At 46.4% G+C, this 15,610-nt stretch carries 16 protein-coding genes; 15 read left to right on the top strand and 1 reads right to left on the bottom strand.

Annotated features, from left to right (window positions below):
* Positions 1-2: 2 nt before the first annotated feature.
* The 11 genes from ABIA61_RS05555 to glnA all read left to right on the top strand — a co-directional run bounded on the left by ABIA61_RS05555 (position 3) and on the right by glnA (position 12,192).
* On the top strand, positions 3-854 hold the full coding sequence (locus ABIA61_RS05555) for a class I SAM-dependent methyltransferase (protein WP_404521308.1): 852 nt from the start codon (positions 3-5) through the stop codon (positions 852-854).
* Positions 838-1,818: a tRNA (adenosine(37)-N6)-dimethylallyltransferase MiaA gene (gene miaA / locus ABIA61_RS05550; RefSeq protein WP_404580450.1), complete on the top strand. Its 981-nt coding sequence runs from the start codon at positions 838-840 to the stop codon at positions 1,816-1,818. Before ABIA61_RS05555 ends, miaA begins: the two co-directional genes overlap by 17 nt.
* A 20-nt stretch (positions 1,819-1,838) precedes the next feature.
* Positions 1,839-2,084 carry an RNA chaperone Hfq gene (gene hfq / locus ABIA61_RS05545; protein WP_283652129.1) on the top strand — a complete coding sequence of 82 codons (246 nt, stop codon included), beginning with the start codon at positions 1,839-1,841 and terminating at the stop codon, positions 2,082-2,084.
* A gap of 188 nt (positions 2,085-2,272) precedes the next feature.
* Positions 2,273-4,933, top strand: a complete 2,661-nt coding sequence (locus ABIA61_RS05540) for a PBP1A family penicillin-binding protein (protein ID WP_404521312.1) — start codon at positions 2,273-2,275, stop codon at positions 4,931-4,933.
* 167 nt (positions 4,934-5,100) lie between these two features.
* On the top strand, positions 5,101-5,658 hold the full coding sequence (locus ABIA61_RS05535) for a ribonuclease FAU-1 family protein (RefSeq protein ID WP_283652128.1): 558 nt from the start codon (positions 5,101-5,103) through the stop codon (positions 5,656-5,658).
* Positions 5,655-6,350 (top strand): YdcF family protein, encoded by a 696-nt coding sequence (locus tag ABIA61_RS05530; RefSeq protein ID WP_283652127.1) that lies wholly within the window; start codon positions 5,655-5,657, stop codon positions 6,348-6,350. The genes ABIA61_RS05535 and ABIA61_RS05530 overlap by 4 nt, the downstream gene beginning before the upstream one ends.
* A gap of 149 nt (positions 6,351-6,499) precedes the next feature.
* The gene (locus ABIA61_RS05525; RefSeq protein ID WP_137063337.1) at positions 6,500-7,483 is read left to right on the top strand and encodes an AAA family ATPase; all 984 of its coding nucleotides are present in this window, start codon (positions 6,500-6,502) and stop codon (positions 7,481-7,483) included.
* A gap of 114 nt (positions 7,484-7,597) precedes the next feature.
* A complete protein-coding gene (gene hflX, locus ABIA61_RS05520; RefSeq protein WP_404580449.1) occupies positions 7,598-8,884 on the top strand; it encodes a GTPase HflX in 1,287 nt (428 codons plus the stop codon).
* 112 nt (positions 8,885-8,996) lie between these two features.
* Entirely contained in the window at positions 8,997-10,250 is a 1,254-nt protein-coding gene (locus tag ABIA61_RS05515) for a methionine gamma-lyase family protein (RefSeq protein WP_404580448.1), read from the top strand.
* A gap of 83 nt (positions 10,251-10,333) precedes the next feature.
* Positions 10,334-10,747: a MerR family transcriptional regulator gene (locus ABIA61_RS05510; RefSeq protein ID WP_007430683.1), complete on the top strand. Its 414-nt coding sequence runs from the start codon at positions 10,334-10,336 to the stop codon at positions 10,745-10,747.
* 116 nt (positions 10,748-10,863) lie between these two features.
* On the top strand, positions 10,864-12,192 hold the full coding sequence (glnA, locus tag ABIA61_RS05505) for a type I glutamate--ammonia ligase (protein WP_044647796.1): 1,329 nt from the start codon (positions 10,864-10,866) through the stop codon (positions 12,190-12,192).
* A gap of 157 nt (positions 12,193-12,349) precedes the next feature.
* Here glnA and ABIA61_RS05500 read toward each other — a convergent pair whose 3' ends face one another.
* Positions 12,350-12,610 (bottom strand): tyrosine-type recombinase/integrase, encoded by a 261-nt coding sequence (locus ABIA61_RS05500; protein WP_404580447.1) that lies wholly within the window; start codon positions 12,608-12,610, stop codon positions 12,350-12,352.
* 35 nt (positions 12,611-12,645) lie between these two features.
* Between ABIA61_RS05500 and ABIA61_RS05495 the strand changes: the two genes are divergently transcribed.
* The 4 genes from ABIA61_RS05495 (at position 12,646) to ABIA61_RS05480 (ending at position 15,602) form a co-directional block, all read left to right on the top strand.
* Positions 12,646-13,866 (top strand): IS256 family transposase, encoded by a 1,221-nt coding sequence (locus ABIA61_RS05495; RefSeq protein ID WP_404580446.1) that lies wholly within the window; start codon positions 12,646-12,648, stop codon positions 13,864-13,866.
* Positions 13,867-14,293: 427 nt separating this feature from the next.
* A complete protein-coding gene (locus ABIA61_RS05490) occupies positions 14,294-14,743 on the top strand; it encodes a NucA/NucB deoxyribonuclease domain-containing protein (protein ID WP_283652124.1) in 450 nt (149 codons plus the stop codon).
* Between the two features lie 422 nt (positions 14,744-15,165).
* Positions 15,166-15,282 (top strand): sporulation protein YjcZ, encoded by a 117-nt coding sequence (locus ABIA61_RS05485; RefSeq protein WP_160789428.1) that lies wholly within the window; start codon positions 15,166-15,168, stop codon positions 15,280-15,282.
* Between the two features lie 119 nt (positions 15,283-15,401).
* Positions 15,402-15,602, top strand: a complete 201-nt coding sequence (locus ABIA61_RS05480; protein WP_283656280.1) for a hypothetical protein — start codon at positions 15,402-15,404, stop codon at positions 15,600-15,602.
* Positions 15,603-15,610: the final 8 nt, after the last annotated feature.

Below are 15,610 nucleotides of genomic sequence, written 5' to 3'. Positions count from 1 at the left end.
ATATGTTGCAGGATCGGGAAAACCGTGAAGAAGAAAAGCAGGCAAGGCTTCGGGAGGAACAAGCCCATTTATTGGTGACGACAGGGGATTCTCCCTCCGCTGAGGTCGTGCAGCGGGCGGAACTGCTTGCAGCCGAGCTGGGGGTGCTGTATGCCCCCCGTCGTGGTATATCGGTAGCAAGGCTGACTGTTGCTCATAGAGTTCGTCAGGCGTTGGTGCTCGTACAGGGTGGGGTGAGGCTGATTAGCCCGGAGCAACCACCGATGACTTTTCACCCGAGCATGGGCTTCATCCGCGCCAAGCGGGTGTTGAAGGGCGAGCCTGATCCGATGCTGACCGCCGCTCGGCTCGTTCCGGGGGACACCGTGCTGGATTGTACCGCAGGACTCGGAACGGATTCCCTCCTGTTTTCAATTGGAACAGGAAGTTCTGGACAAGTAACTGCTGTGGAAAGTTCTTTTCCTGTCTATGCTTTAATCAAGGATGGAATGAGGCATTACCGTTCCGGCAACGCTGCGGTAGATGAGGCATTTTCCAGCATTGACGTCCGCTTTGGTCATCATTTGGATTATTTGCGTAGCTTGCCGGATCGCAGTGTGGATATTATCTATTTTGACCCGATGTTCCGTGATCCGTTGCTCGATTCTAGTGCAATCGGTCCATTGAGAGGATTGGCTAACCCGGATGCTCTGGATGAGGAAAGTATTGTTCAGGCAAAACGTATTGCAAGGAAAACAATTGTATTGAAGGAAAAACGGGGCAGCAGGGAATTTGCCCGCCTCGGCTTCCATGTGGAGCAACGGGGCACAACGAAAACAGTGTACGGAGTGATTGATATTGATAGCGGCATCTAAGCCTAAACTACTTGTTCTTGTCGGCCCGACTGCGGTCGGCAAGACGAAATTAAGCATCGAGATGGCACGGCAATTTGGCGGGGAAATTATTTCCGGAGATTCCATGCAGGTGTACCGTCATATGGATATTGGAACTGCCAAAATTTCCGAACAGGAAATGGAAGGAATCAAGCACCATTTGATTGATATTCATGAGCCGGAATACCCATATTCGGTAGCTGCATTTCAGGAAGATTGCCGTCGTCTCATACCGGATATTCATGCCAGAGGGAAACTGCCGTTTATCGTAGGTGGGACAGGTTTATATGTGGAGTCTGTCTGCTATGAATACCAGTTTTCCGAGGTGGGAGCTGATGAAGCTTTTCGTCAGGAACAGCTTGATTATGCCGAACAATTTGGAGCCGAGGCGCTTCATGCGCGACTCCAGGCGGTTGATCCCGAAAGTGCATGTCGTCTTCATCCCAATGACCGCCGCCGAGTCGTTCGAGCGTTGGAAATTTATCATGTTAGCGGAACGACGCTCAGCTCGCAATTGGCCAGTCAAAAAAAGGAATCTCCCTATCAGCTTTGCATCGTAGGTTTGACAATGGATAGGCAAATGCTATATAAACGTATTGAAGACCGAATTGACGGGATGCTCGATCAAGGGCTTGTTGCTGAGGTAACCTCCTTAATGGAACGGGGAGTGCGAAGCGATGCCATCTCCATGCAAGGTCTAGGCTATAAAGAGATATCCTCCTACCTGCGAGGAGAGGTGTCTTTGGAAGAGGCGGTGACTTGGCTGAAACGGGATACGCGTCATTTTGCGAAGCGGCAGCTCTCGTGGTTTCGCCATATGAAGGATATCCAGTGGGTAGATGTCACCGATTTCGGAAATTTTTCTGCTCATGCAGCCCGAATACACGAAATTATAGCAGGAAAGTTCCGGACAGACCTTGAATATACTTCAAAACAATCCAAATGATTATTGGGGGTACGGCTAAAATGAACAAGTCCATTAATATCCAAGATACGTTTCTGAATCAATTGCGCAAGGATTCTATACCGGTAACGGTATACCTGATCAATGGATTTCAGGTGCGGGGAACCATTAAAGCATTTGACAACTTCACAATTGTTATCGACTCGGATGGAAAGCAGCAGCTGATCTACAAGCATGCTATTTCCACCTTTACACCGCAACGCAATGTGTCGCTTGTACAGCAACAGGAGAACGCCAGCGATAACTGATTACGGCTTGACGGTCGCCCGGGTTGATGAAACTTTTTAAGCGACCGTCTCGTCTAACCGTATAGGAATGAGACCCGGAGCAACCTGAACAGGGTTGTTCTTTTCATTCCGTTTGCTTTCATGCTGCCAACAGCAAGCTATATATACGTTCGGCAACATGTGATTAATCGCGAAAGGGAGTCAGGGGAATGCCAAACGATTCATTGTCCAGATCCGGCAATCGCAATAGAAACACACCTAAAGAGAAGCCGAAGGGCAAGAAAAAGAAAATTACAGGTAAGCAAATTGGATGGACACTGTTTATTACGGCGGCGTTAGCTATATTCTGCGCACTTGGTGGATATTTGTTTGTCATGGTAAATGGCGAACAAATTTACAAAGCCAACAAGGATAAAATTACAGTGAACGAGACATCAAAGGTTTACGATCGTAACGGTGTGCTTATGGGCGAGCTGTCCGTACAAAAAAGCGATCCCGTCAAAAGTGAAGAAATTCCGCCATTGCTCAAAAAAGCTTTTATAGCAACAGAGGATAAGCGATTTATGGAGCACCAGGGGGTTGATATTTGGTCTATCGGTCGGGCGGCCGTAAAAGATATCGTAGCCCGTTCGGCAGTGGAGGGCGGCAGTACGCTGACCCAACAGTTGGCCAAAAACCTGTTTTTGTCGCGTGACAAGACCTTTTTCCGTAAAGCGACCGAGGTATCTATTGCAATGGCGCTAGAACGGAATTTGACTAAAGATGAGATTATTACGTTGTATTTGAACCGAATTTGGTTTGGACGTTCATATTCAGGAATCAAGGCAGCTTCGGTGGGGTACTTTGGGCAATCGAACTTAAAAGAATTAAAGCTATGGCAGATCGCCACGTTAGCAGCTATTCCAAAAGGACCTTCCAAATATAATCCAATTAGTAATCCGGAAAACTCAAAGGAACGACGTGCTGTGGTTCTCCAGCTGATGTTTGAGCAGGGAATGATTGGCAAGCAGGAAATGGAAGAGGCCAAGGCTGTAGATTATGATTACAAGCAGCCGGAAAAAGTTCAAAAGTATCAAAATTTTATGGAGTATGTGATGAATGAGGCGGAGGATGCTTTGCCGGGAGTCAGCGGAAACGATCTGATCGTTGGCGGCTACAAAATTCATACGACGATGGATGCTCAGGCCCAAAATGCGCTGGATCAGGCGATGGCAGATGATAGTATGTTCGAAAAGAGCCCGGACGATCAGCCTGTTCAAGGCTCCATGGTCATTATTAATAACCAGACGGGCGGAATTGCCGCGATGGCACCCGGACGGGATTACAAAAAGGGAACCTTTAACCGCGCGACGCAAAGCCGCAGGCAGCCAGGTTCGGCCTTTAAACCTATTGCGGCGTATGCGCCGGCTCTCGAATCCGGCAAAGTTACAATGGATACACCTTTGAGTAATGAGCGACAGAGTTTTAACGGGTATAGCCCGAAAAACTTGCACGGTTACTCTTCGACCATCAGTATGACCGATGCGATTACAAAGTCTGAAAATATCCCGCCAGTATGGTTACTCAACCAGATCGGTGTGGAAAGAGGGGTCCAATTCGCGGAAAGCGTAGGCATCCCGATGGACAAAAATGATCACTCGCTCGCTATCGCATTGGGTGGACTAAGTAAAGGAACGAACACGCTTGAAATGGCACAGGCATACAGTGCTTTTGCCAATAATGGACAGTTCCAAAAAGCTTACTCCATCAAGCAAATTAACGATAGTGATGACAAAACGGTTTACACTCACAAAGAAGAATTTAAAACCGTAATGAGCGAGAAAACAGCTTATGAAATGACGCAAATGATGCAAAATGTAGTCAATAGCGGTACGGGCCGCAAAGCCCGTATTAATTGGCCTGTAGCGGGTAAAACGGGTACAACCCAGAGTGGAATTAGCGGGAACAGTGGCAACCGTGATATCTGGTTTGTTGGTTATACGCCGGAATATACTGGTGCAGTATGGATGGGCTATGACAAGCCGGACAGCAAACATATGCTGAGAAACTACAGTGGGCAGTCGGCAGCCTTTTTCGGAAGGGTCATGGGTGAAGCCCTCAAGGGGCACCCGGTTACGCAATTCAGCCAGCCAAAAGGATATGAACCACCAGTTGAGCAGAAGCCAGACGTGCCGGTTCAGGTTACCGCTCCAAGCGGACTGAGCGGGTCTTATAGTCAGGATACCCAAATTGTATCGTTGACCTGGACTGCGGCGGCGGGAGATAATGTGCAATACCGCGTGTATCGCAAAGAGGCTTCCGAAGGGGGCTTTACGGTGATTATGGAGGCGATGAAAGGCACGAGTGGTGAAGATACGTCTCCATTAGCCGGAGCCGCGTATGAATATTATGTAACGGCTTATGGAGCGGATGGTAAGGAATCTGATCCATCCAATACAATCCGTGTGGAAATTCCGGCAGAGACTACTCCGGTAGATCCACAGCAGGGAACTGATCCGAATCAGGATGGAACATTACCGGATAACAGCGGGACTACAGACGGTCAGAACGGCACCGATCAGGGGAATACAGTCCCTGGAGGTACCGATAATAGCACCAGCCCAGGGCAGGTTCCGACGATTCCTGGAGACACTAGCGGAAATGGCACTGGCAGTACAGGCAATCACAGTGGCAGCTCTGGCACCGGCAGTGACACGAATCAGGGGAATGGCGAGACAACAACACCTGATGCAGGTACCTTCAATAGTGATACCACGGTAAATCCAGTTACCACGGATCCATCTACCACAGGGACTACACCGGATGGAAGTCAGGAAACCAACTCCAACGGTCAGTCGAGCTCCAATCGTGGACATCGCAACCGAGAATAGAAGACGTATGCTGTGTGTGATTTGAATTTGTTTTATACTAAAGGTATTTTCGGACCATATTATGGTCTGGGAATACCTTTTTTTGTTGTGGCAAAGGGTGTTATTTTTGAGTGTACAGTTTAAATATGGTAAGCTGGTTTTACCAATGTTGGAGAGGAACATCATTTATGAAGCGCAAATTCGGAGACCGGGCCAACTGGCGCAGAATAACGAACCGCAAGTTTGCTTGCCGGTATGTGGAAAGTGACGTGTTTACAGGATATGTGACCTTGTATACCATTTTGAGTCTCAAGGAGCCGTTATGGAAAAGTTACGGCGGTCATACGTTTTGCATAGCGGATAAAGGGTATTCCTGGTTGCAATATTATCCGAAGGGTGCGCATTATGTAGTAACTGCTATGTTCGACAATCGGGAGCAGATTGTGGAATGGTATATTGATACCTGCCGAAATCAGGGAGTGACCGATCAGGGTGTGCCCTGGTTTGACGATTTGTATTTGGATGTTGTCGTACTTAAAAATGGCGAAATCTTTTTGGTGGATGAGGATGAGCTGGAGGATGCGTTACAGCGCGGGCATATCTCGACACAGGAGGCAGAACTGGCTAACCGTACAGCGGCTGAGGTTTTACGACGGATAGATGCCCATATATTCCCCTATTTTAAAATGTCGCTGAAACACCGGGCAGAATGGTTTCACAACGGTGACTTTAAGAGGGATCGGTGAAGGTTTTGCAGAGGATTAGAAGCACTGGGCCAAAAGATTCTGAATCAAAAAGCAGGCTGAGCGGCCCAGAGAAAAAGTTTTCAGCAGCCAAGCGTCTTGTGCTTTGTCTGCTGGTTATCATTATGATCGGTTTGGTATGGGGAGGTATTCGATTTTGGAATATGAATAACGCTGCCTCTACCACTCCGCTTCAGCAAGCACAGGTAGGAATTGTACTAGGGGCTTCCATGTGGGGAGCAGAGCCAAGTCCGGGGCTAAAGGAGAGGCTGAACGAGGCCCTGCAGCTATACCGCAACGGTACAGTAAAGCGTCTGATTGTAAGCGGAGGGCTGGACAAACCAACTTACCCGTATACAGAGGCTGAGGGGATGCAACGCTATTTGGTTGACAGAGGTATTCCAGCGCAGCATATTGTGTTGGAAAACCATGCGACCAGCACCTACGAAAATCTGCTGTATAGCCAGCGTATCATGCAGGAGTATGGTTGGACCTCGACTGTGATTATCACACATAGTTATCATGGCCCACGGGCGCTGGAGATTGCCCGATTTTTGAATTTGGAGCATCCCCAGATGGCTCTGGCAGAATCTAAAGTACTGAATATGCCGCTTCATCAATCGAGAGAAGTACTGGCTTACGCCAAATGGACGCTGCAAAAGTGGTGGCTCAGTGCCCAAACCTGGGTGTCCTGAAACGTACAAAGTTTTCTCATAAAGGCATCTTCTCTATAAACAAAATGCTTTGCACAAGCTCCTGTTGCTTTTATGCTAATAAGGACATGCCGGGCCGAATACATTAATAGGGTAAGCTGTGCCTGAAGAAATGTTGAGGTGATGGATGCATGAACGGACGGGGAATCGCCGCGGGCAAGCGGACGGAGGAGAGACCTTCCAGACAAATCAATGTCGTGCTGCGTAGCCCGGAGCCGATAGCTTCAGTAAATGTTGATGAGACGGATGCAGCAACTTCGACCAAGTCGCAGGCGTTACCGCAGTATCTTAGTCTCTATCAGGAAATTCAGAAGGAACTCGATCATCTCGTCGGCTTGGATAACATCAAAGACCTGGTATTTGAAGTATATGCTTTTTTGCAAATTGCCCATATGCGTACTGATGCGGGGCTGTTGAGTAACGCGCACGTATATCACATGATTTTCAAAGGAAATCCGGGTACAGGGAAAACGACGGTGGCCCGCATTATCGCTAAAATGCTGCAAAAAATGGGGGTACTGAGCAAGGGCCATCTGATTGAGGTGGAGAGGGCTGATTTGGTAGGCGAGTATATCGGACATACAGCGCAAAAAACGCGGGATCTGGTCAAGAAGTCTCTGGGTGGGGTGCTGTTTATTGATGAGGCATACAGTTTGGCGCGGGGAGGGGAAAAGGATTTTGGGAAGGAAGCTATTGATACCTTAGTAAAATCCATGGAGGATCAGAAAAATCAATTTATTTTGATCCTTGCCGGATACTCGGGTGAGATGGACTTCTTTTTGCGTACAAATCCAGGCTTGCCTTCCCGTTTTCCCATCCAGCTTGATTTTCCGGACTATACCGTGGATCAGCTTATCCAAATTTCCGAAATGATGGCCAAAGAACGGGATTATATTCTCATGCCTCAGTCCATACTCAAAATGAAAGAGCATCTGTTGAATGAACGCAACGACAGTCTTCATGCATTTAGCAACGCGCGTTATGTCCGCAATGTGATCGAAAAAGCGATTCGGCATCAGGCTGTCAGGTTGCTCAATCAGTACAGAAGCGGGCAGCCGGGAAAGCAGGAACTGATGACGCTGCGTCCTGAGGATTTGAAAATGGACAAAAGATAGGCGATAATAGAAATCTGAATCACATCGAATTGCATAACATCAAACGGGGGCCGGCCTGAATATCAGGTCGGTCTCTGTGCGAGAGTTAATATGGAAAATAAAGGAGCAAACAATATGGCGAACTCCACTTACGATACACAAACCGAAATGCAGGATAAGGCGGTACTGGTCAGTCTGATTACGGATGAAGTCAAGCGTTCTGGCATCAATACAGAATACTCTCTGAATGAACTTGTGAAGCTGGCCGAGACGGCTGGTGTTGAAGTGCTTAGCGTTTTGACCCAGAACAAGGAAGCAAAGGACTCCAAATGGTTTATCGGCAAAGGTAAGGTAGAGGAACTGCGCGCAGCTGCCGAGGAATTGGGAGCGAATACGGCTATTTTTGATCAGGAGCTGTCGGGGGCTCAGGTGCGAAATCTGGAAGAAAGTCTGGATCTCAAAATTATCGACCGTACGCAGCTTATTCTGGACATCTTTGCCCAGCGAGCGAAAACACGAGAAGGTATTATTCAGGTTGAGCTGGCGCAGCTGTCCTATTTGTTGCCCCGTTTGTCTGGACACGGCAAAAATCTGTCACGACTCGGCGGAGGTATCGGAACACGTGGTCCCGGTGAAAGCAAGTTGGAGACAGATCGTCGTCACATCCGTGATCGTATCAGCGATTTGAAACGTCAGTTGGAGGAGGTCACCCGTCATCGGTATTTACATAGAGAGCGCAGACAAAAGAGTGGTATTGTGCAGGTAGCGCTTGTCGGTTACACCAATGCGGGTAAATCAACGCTGTTAAAGCAACTAACGGCGGCTGATGTATATATTGAGAACCAACTGTTTGCGACGCTGGACCCTACCTCAAGAACGATGGAGTTACCGAGCGGCAAAGAGATTATTCTTACAGATACCGTTGGTTTTATTCAAAATCTTCCTCATGATTTGGTAGCTTCTTTCCGCGCTACTCTGGAGGAAGCTAATGAGGCTCATCTTATTTTGCATGTGGTAGACGCTTCTTCGGATATGCGTGACGAACAGATGAAGGTCGTGGAAACGATTTTGGAGCAACTGGGAGCAGCGGACAAGCCACAGATCGTATTGTTTAATAAAAAAGATGCTTGTACTCCTGAGCAACTGGAAATGCTTCCTTCCGGCGAGGACTATTTGAAAATCAGCTCATTCGACGAAAGTGATCTGCTGCGTCTTCGTGAGCTGATTCAGGAGCATCTGAGCGGAGATACGCTGAGATTCCGCATACCGGCAGAACGTGGGGATCTGACATCGGTGCTTTATCGGATCGGGGATGTACTTCTGACTGAATATGATGGCAATGATGTCATTTATGAGGTAGAAGTTCAACGAGGCGAGTATGAAAAATATGGTCATGCCCTCAAGGACTTCACAGAAGGCTAACATCTGATGACGTTTTTAGGTCAATTCAATGATAATGCACATTATCCGAGGAAATGATGTTATAACAACAATAGCCTAAGGCTGCGTAAAGAGAGAGGGTCATGAAGGTAAAATGGTAGTTTTTAGTCCAGAAATCCAACAAATACAGGAAACAGCAGAACGAAAAATACAGGAACGGCTACAGCGCATAGATCATATTGTAGATGCAAATCAGTGGAAGGTTATTCAGGCATTCCAGCGGAAGCAAGTGAGCGATTTTCATTTTGCCGGCTCTACGGGATATGCGTACAATGACCGAGGGCGTGAGGTACTGGAGGAGGTCTACGCCGATGTGTTCGGTGCGGAGGCGGCATTGGTCCGCCCTCATTTTGCCTCGGGAACTCATACGATTTCCACTGCTTTATTCGGCGTTCTGCGTCCAGGTGATGAGCTGTTGTATATTACGGGGCAACCGTATGATACGCTTCACAAAGTGATCGGCAAGCCCGGCGATGGGACCGGGTCATTGCAGGATTTTGGCATTATTTATGGAGAAACGGCGCTGACAGCAGAAGGTAAAATAGATTGGAAAGCAGTGGAGGCTGCAATCCATGCCAATACGAAGGTGATCGGCATCCAGCGTTCACGCGGCTATGATTGGAGAGCTTCCTTTAGTGTGGCAGATATCGAGGAAATGACAGCCCGTGTAAAGGCGATTAAACCTGACGTTATTGTCTTTGTGGACAATTGTTATGGTGAATTTACCGAAAAGCTGGAGCCTACTCAGGTCGGTGTCGATTTAATGGCAGGTTCACTGATTAAAAATCCTGGCGGCGGCATTGCCGAAACGGGAGGATACATTTGCGGTAAACAGGAGTATGTAGAGCTGGCAGCCTACCGCTTAACTGCACCTGGAATCGGAGGTGAGGTAGGGGCCATGTTAGGTACCACGAGAGGTATCTTTCAGGGCTTATTTCTTGCTCCAACACTGGTTGGGCAAGCGGTTAAAGGAAGTATATTCGCAGCTGCGGTCTTTGAAGACATGGGATTTGAAACGAAACCTGCCTGGCATGAGGAACGCACCGATTTGATTCAGGCCATTTCTTTTAGCGGACCGGAGCATTTAATTGCTTTTGTTCAAGGAATTCAGCGTGCTGCCGCTGTGGATAGTCATGTGGTACCGGAGCCGTGGGATATGCCGGGCTACGAGCATCCGGTTATTATGGCTGCAGGCACTTTTATACAAGGAGGAAGTCTGGAATTATCTGCAGATGCTCCGATTCGTGAACCCTATATTGGTTACATGCAAGGGGGCTTAACCTACTCTCATGTGAAATATGGAGTGCTGATGGCCCTGCAAACAATGAAAGAACGTAAATTATTGTGAGTTTTTCTAACATGTCATTGACACTTTGCATCAGCTAAATGTACAATAAGGTGAATAATAGATCACTGGAAGGTTGATGACAAATGGGCGACGAAATTCGCAGAAACATGGCCTTATTTCCAATAGGTATTGTCATGAAGCTAACGGACTTGTCAGCACGTCAGATTCGTTATTATGAACAGCATAACTTGATAGTTCCTGCCCGTACGTCGGGTAACCAACGTCTTTTTTCTTTTAATGATGTAGAGCGTTTGCTTGAAATCAAGGCGTTGATTGAGAAGGGTGTTAACATTGCGGGTATTAAACAAGTCATGAATCCGGTCACGAAGGAATCGGAAGAAGCTACAGTTATTACTGCAGATACGGAAGTCAAACGTCGTGAAATGTCCGATACCCAGCTTCACCGCTTGCTGAAACAACAGCTTGTGGCAGGTAAAAGACCAGGACAGGTATCCCTGATCCAAGGTGAATTATCACGTTTTTTCAATAAGAGATAATGTATAGCCTGCATTTTGGCATACTACCGCTTTACTTGCAGACCAGGCCTCATTATTTAAAAGGATTATGGAACAGCTGATTTGTATATAGTCGTTACAGAAAGGGAGAGGTTAGTGTGAGTTATACCAGAGAAGATATTCTTCGGATTGCAGAAGAAGAAAATGTTCGTTTTATTCGTTTGCAGTTTACAGATTTGCTTGGTACGATCAAGAACGTAGAAATTCCGGTTAGTCAACTGCCAAAAGCGCTGGATAACAAAATGATGTTTGACGGTTCTTCCATTGAAGGTTATGTGCGCATTGAAGAATCTGACATGTACTTATATCCTGATCTGGATACATGGGTAGTTTTCCCTTGGGTAACCTCGGATCGTGTAGCTCGTCTGATCTGCGATATTTATAAGCCGGACGGAGTTCCATTTGCCGGCGACCCGCGCGGTATCTTGAAACGTGTACTCAAGGAAGCAGAAGAAATGGGTTATACTTCGATGAATGTCGGACCTGAGCCTGAATTCTTTCTGTTCAAAACCGATGAAAAAGGTGAACCGACTACAGAATTGAATGACCAAGGTGGATATTTTGACTTGGCACCGATGGATCTGGGTGAAAACTGCCGTCGGGAAATTGTTCTTAAGCTTGAAGAGATGGGCTTTGAAATTGAAGCGTCTCATCATGAAGTTGCACCTGGACAGCATGAGATTGACTTTAAATATGCGGATGCAATCAAAGCTGCCGATCAGATCCAAACGTTCAAGCTCGTTGTTAAGACGATTGCACGTCAGCATGGTCTGCACGCCACCTTTATGCCAAAACCTTTGTTTGGCGTGAATGGCTCCGGTATGCACTGTAACCAATCGTTGTTCAAGGATAATGAAAACGTATTTTATGATGAATCAGACGAACTCGGATTGAGCCAGACGGCCCGCCATTATATGGCTGGTATTCTCAAGCATGCACGTGCGATGGCAGCAATCACGAATCCAACAGTGAATTCATACAAACGTCTTGTACCGGGTTATGAAGCTCCTTGTTATGTTGCCTGGTCTGCCAGTAACCGTAGTCCGATGATTCGAATTCCGGCATCTCGTGGTTTGAGTACCCGCGTCGAAGTTCGTAATCCTGACCCGGCTGCCAATCCTTATTTGGCACTGGCTGTGATGCTGAGAGCCGGTTTGGACGGTATCAAACGTCAAATGGCTCTGCCAGCTCCGATTGATCGTAACATCTATGTTATGTCTGAGGAAGAGCGGATTGAGGAAGGGATTCCAAGCCTGCCTGCAGACTTGAAAGAAGCCTTGTCCGAGCTTATTCGAAGCGAAGTTATCTCTGACGCTCTGGGTGACCATGCGCTGGCTTACTTCTACGAGCTTAAGGAAATTGAATGGGATATGTACCGGACCCAAGTGCATCAATGGGAACGTGATCAATATCTGACGCTTTACTAAAATGTGGAATCCCTTGGCGCTCTAAGCGTTGAGGGGTTTTTAGTTTTGTGGGGAATCTAATGTGATTTTTATGATAGTTGATATCACCCACAAATCACCCACAAAAAATTTTTATTGAAATATTTTTTGAGTGAACGATTCGTATTTGTCCATACTGTCAGATTCGATTTTTTTTAGATATATGGGCATAAACACCGGCGGTAATTCTCATTCTTCCGTGTCCAAGCCGTTCCTGTACATACTTCATTTGGACACCTGTCTCTAAAATCAAGACCGCATGAGTATGACTTAGAGAATGAATAGGTAAGGGGGGTAAACCAGCGCGCTTTAAGATGCGCGAAAAAGCATTGAATAAAGATGATTTTGGAATCGGGTTTCCAGAGTCTGTAAAATATATTGTGTAAACTCTCAAACCCATTAAAATGGAAGTAAGAGAAAGGTTGGGAAGAACACATGGGACTTTGGTCAAAACAGCAACTTCGGGAATTCATTAAAGAGAACAATCTGGTAACCGCGCAAGATGCACAGAATGCGTTAAAGGATCTATTTGCAGAGACGATTCAGGAGATGCTGGAAGCCGAAATGGATACCCACTTGGGCTATGGAAAGCATGAAGTGAAGGCGAAACTTACGCCAAACAGTCGGAACGGAAAGAGCCGTAAAACGGTAGTCAGCGAGTACGGCGAACAGGAAATCACCATCCCTCGGGACCGCCTAGGTGAGTTTGAGCCCCTGGTCGTCAAGAAGCATCAATCAAACGTAACCGGCATCGAAGAGCAAATTATCGCCTTATACGCCAAAGGGATCAGCACCAGGGAAATCCAGGATCACCTGGGACAAATGTATGGCATTGAGGTTTCTCCTACGCTCATTTCCAATGTCACGAACAAGATTGTACCTCTCATTAAAGAGTGGCAGAATCGGCCTCTGCAAGGCGTCTACGCCATCGTCTATTTGGATGCAATCCACTTCAAGGTCAAACAAGACGGGGCCATTATCAACAAGGCAGCCTACATGGTCATTGGCATCGATCTGGACGGAAACAAAGACGTGCTCGGCATGTGGATTGGTGAGAATGAGTCCTCTAAGTTCTGGCTCAGCGTGCTGAATGAACTCAAGAATCGCGGGGTTCAAGACATCCTCATTATCTGTGTGGATAACCTGTCTGGATTTTCTCAGGCGATTGCAGCCTGTTATCCCCAAACCGAAATTCAGAAGTGTATTATTCACCAAATCCGCAGCTCCACCCGTTACGTGTCATACAAGGACATTAAGAAAGTAACAGCCGACTTAAAGCCCATTTACAAGGCAGTTACCGAGGAAAGTGCCTTACTTGAACTCGACCGCTTCGAGGAAGTTTGGGGAGCCAAATATCCCCTGATTATCCGTTCTTGGCGGACCCATTGGGACGAACTTGCTACCTTTTTCAAGTACCCACCTGAAATCCGCAAACTCATCTACACCACCAATATGATCGAGAGTTACCACCGTCAGCTTCGTAAAGTGACGAAGGGAAAGAGCATTTTCCCTACCGATGAAGCCCTACTTAAAATGCTCTATTTGGCCACCGTCGATGTCACTCTAAAATGGACAGGCCGTGTCCAAAACTGGGGGCAAATGCTACTACAGCTTTCGGTCTTTTTCCCCGATCGGGTCGGTCAACACTTGCGTTAGATTCGCGTTTTCCCCCTCGGGCGAATCTATGCTTAAAAGAGTTTACACAAAATTATTGACAGACCCTTATAATTAGTTATTTTAGCTACTTCACAATTATTATATGCATTATGCTGATGGGTACCAGTCTAAGATTTTTTATTTTAAACTACTGGTATTACCTGAAAGAAAACGAAAATAAGAAATGAAAAACTTCTTTAGCTTTATTAGAATCCCAGCGTGAGTTCAATAACTTAGCTTATATTGGAAAGTTGGGTTATTGAGCTTTCATTACATAATGTTTATTTCGATGGATCAATATGAACCCTATAAAAAAACATTTAAAATCAATCAAAAATATTATCGTGTTATATAAATCCGAAAGCATCGGTAACACCCTACTGGCCAAGCTGGTGGGGTGTTATTACGTTTAGGGGGAGGAATACATATGTTTAGGTGGATATTTACCATACTTATTACAGTCCTATTAGCTGGCTGCAACGTGCAACAGCAGGAAGCAACTAGACCCAGCAAAACAGAGCCTGTAGCTAATCCAGTAACACAGGTGTCTGCCGACAAGGTTAAGCTAGAGTTTCCGTCCGATCGTTATCCCGAGACAGCGCAGCATATCCGAGAGGCCATAGCAGCCGGAAAGTCACAAGTATGTACAATTGACCGCGATGGAGCCGAGCATAACCGTGATTTGTCCCTCAAAGGCGTACCGACCAAGAAGGGCAAGGATCGTGATGAATGGCCTATGGCGATGTGTTCCGAAGGTGGGGAGGGGGCGGATATTAAGTACATAAGCCCGAAGGATAATCGTGGAGCTGGATCATGGGTAGGTCACAAGTTGGACGAATATGCGGATGGCACAAAAGTTGAATTTATCGTTAAATGAGAAATCCCCGCTAACCCTTAACTGGTCGGCGGGGATTTTTTTCGTTGAAGTCATTTCCACTTAGCCTTTCCAAATTTATTGAGTGACACATACGGTGTATGGTGTCTAAATGAAAGGAGGAGTTCATGTGAGTGAATGTGTTGGAGGAGTTGAGCGCAAGGAAGAGCGTAGGGAAAAATGTTTTTGTCCTTTCACATCGACGGGTGCAATTTTGGTACTCTTTATTCTGTTGGTTATCATCACTAAAGCATTTTGGATTTAATTTCTAAAGCAATGTCACGGTAATGCCCAATCATTGTTTAGGTAAAAAGGCTCTATTGATATGTGATCGATGAGCTTTTGTAATTATTACCTGTATACCCTGTACTCTGAAGTCTTTGTGCATATATTATGTTGTACTACAAATAAAGGAGGTTCAAGCCATGAGTGGATATGAAGGTGGAGCAGGTTATGGTGGATACGGCGGATTTCATTCTATAGGTGCAATCTTGGTATTGTTTATCCTGTTGGTAATTATCTCAAAAGCATTTTGGGTATGATTGGACTGGGGGCTCTGCTGGCGTAATGCTGGCAGAGTCTTTTTTATTGAATACCATTCACCGAATGAATTATCGAGGTGATCAGCATGAACCATACATATAAAGTGTAAAAATCAGATATCGAACTGTTTGCATCAGCATTAAGCCAGGTAAGAGCATATGTTGTGTCCGTGGACGAAGAATTACGGGTGACGTTTGAGGATTACGGTGGTCCAGTAGAAAAATTTTCGCCTGAGTCGATCAAGATTAACGGAAAATATTTCATGAGGAATCAGTTTGAATTTAGAGTAGATGTAAAGAAGGACTCCACTGGTATTTAGCCCATAGG

The sequence above is a fragment of the Paenibacillus sp. RC21 genome (genome assembly GCF_044907935.1).
Lineage (GTDB): Bacteria > Bacillota > Bacilli > Paenibacillales > Paenibacillaceae > Paenibacillus > Paenibacillus terrae_A.
Note: the sequence above shows the minus strand (reverse complement) of the source record. Positions and strands in the feature narration are given on the sequence as shown.

Coding starts and splice junctions, on each gene's coding strand:
- ABIA61_RS05555 (WP_404521308.1), top strand. CDS start 3: ATGTTGCAGGATCGGGAAAACCGTGAAGAAGAAAAGCAGGCAAGGCTT.
- hfq (WP_283652129.1), top strand. CDS start 1,839: ATGAACAAGTCCATTAATATCCAAGATACGTTTCTGAATCAATTGCGC.
- ABIA61_RS05540 (WP_404521312.1), top strand. CDS start 2,273: ATGCCAAACGATTCATTGTCCAGATCCGGCAATCGCAATAGAAACACA.
- ABIA61_RS05535 (WP_283652128.1), top strand. CDS start 5,101: ATGAAGCGCAAATTCGGAGACCGGGCCAACTGGCGCAGAATAACGAAC.
- ABIA61_RS05525 (WP_137063337.1), top strand. CDS start 6,500: ATGAACGGACGGGGAATCGCCGCGGGCAAGCGGACGGAGGAGAGACCT.
- hflX (WP_404580449.1), top strand. CDS start 7,598: ATGGCGAACTCCACTTACGATACACAAACCGAAATGCAGGATAAGGCG.
- ABIA61_RS05515 (WP_404580448.1), top strand. CDS start 8,997: ATGGTAGTTTTTAGTCCAGAAATCCAACAAATACAGGAAACAGCAGAA.
- ABIA61_RS05510 (WP_007430683.1), top strand. CDS start 10,334: ATGGGCGACGAAATTCGCAGAAACATGGCCTTATTTCCAATAGGTATT.
- ABIA61_RS05500 (WP_404580447.1), bottom strand. CDS start 12,610: ATGGGTTTGAGAGTTTACACAATATATTTTACAGACTCTGGAAACCCG.
- ABIA61_RS05495 (WP_404580446.1), top strand. CDS start 12,646: ATGGGACTTTGGTCAAAACAGCAACTTCGGGAATTCATTAAAGAGAAC.
- ABIA61_RS05490 (WP_283652124.1), top strand. CDS start 14,294: ATGTTTAGGTGGATATTTACCATACTTATTACAGTCCTATTAGCTGGC.
- ABIA61_RS05485 (WP_160789428.1), top strand. CDS start 15,166: ATGAGTGGATATGAAGGTGGAGCAGGTTATGGTGGATACGGCGGATTT.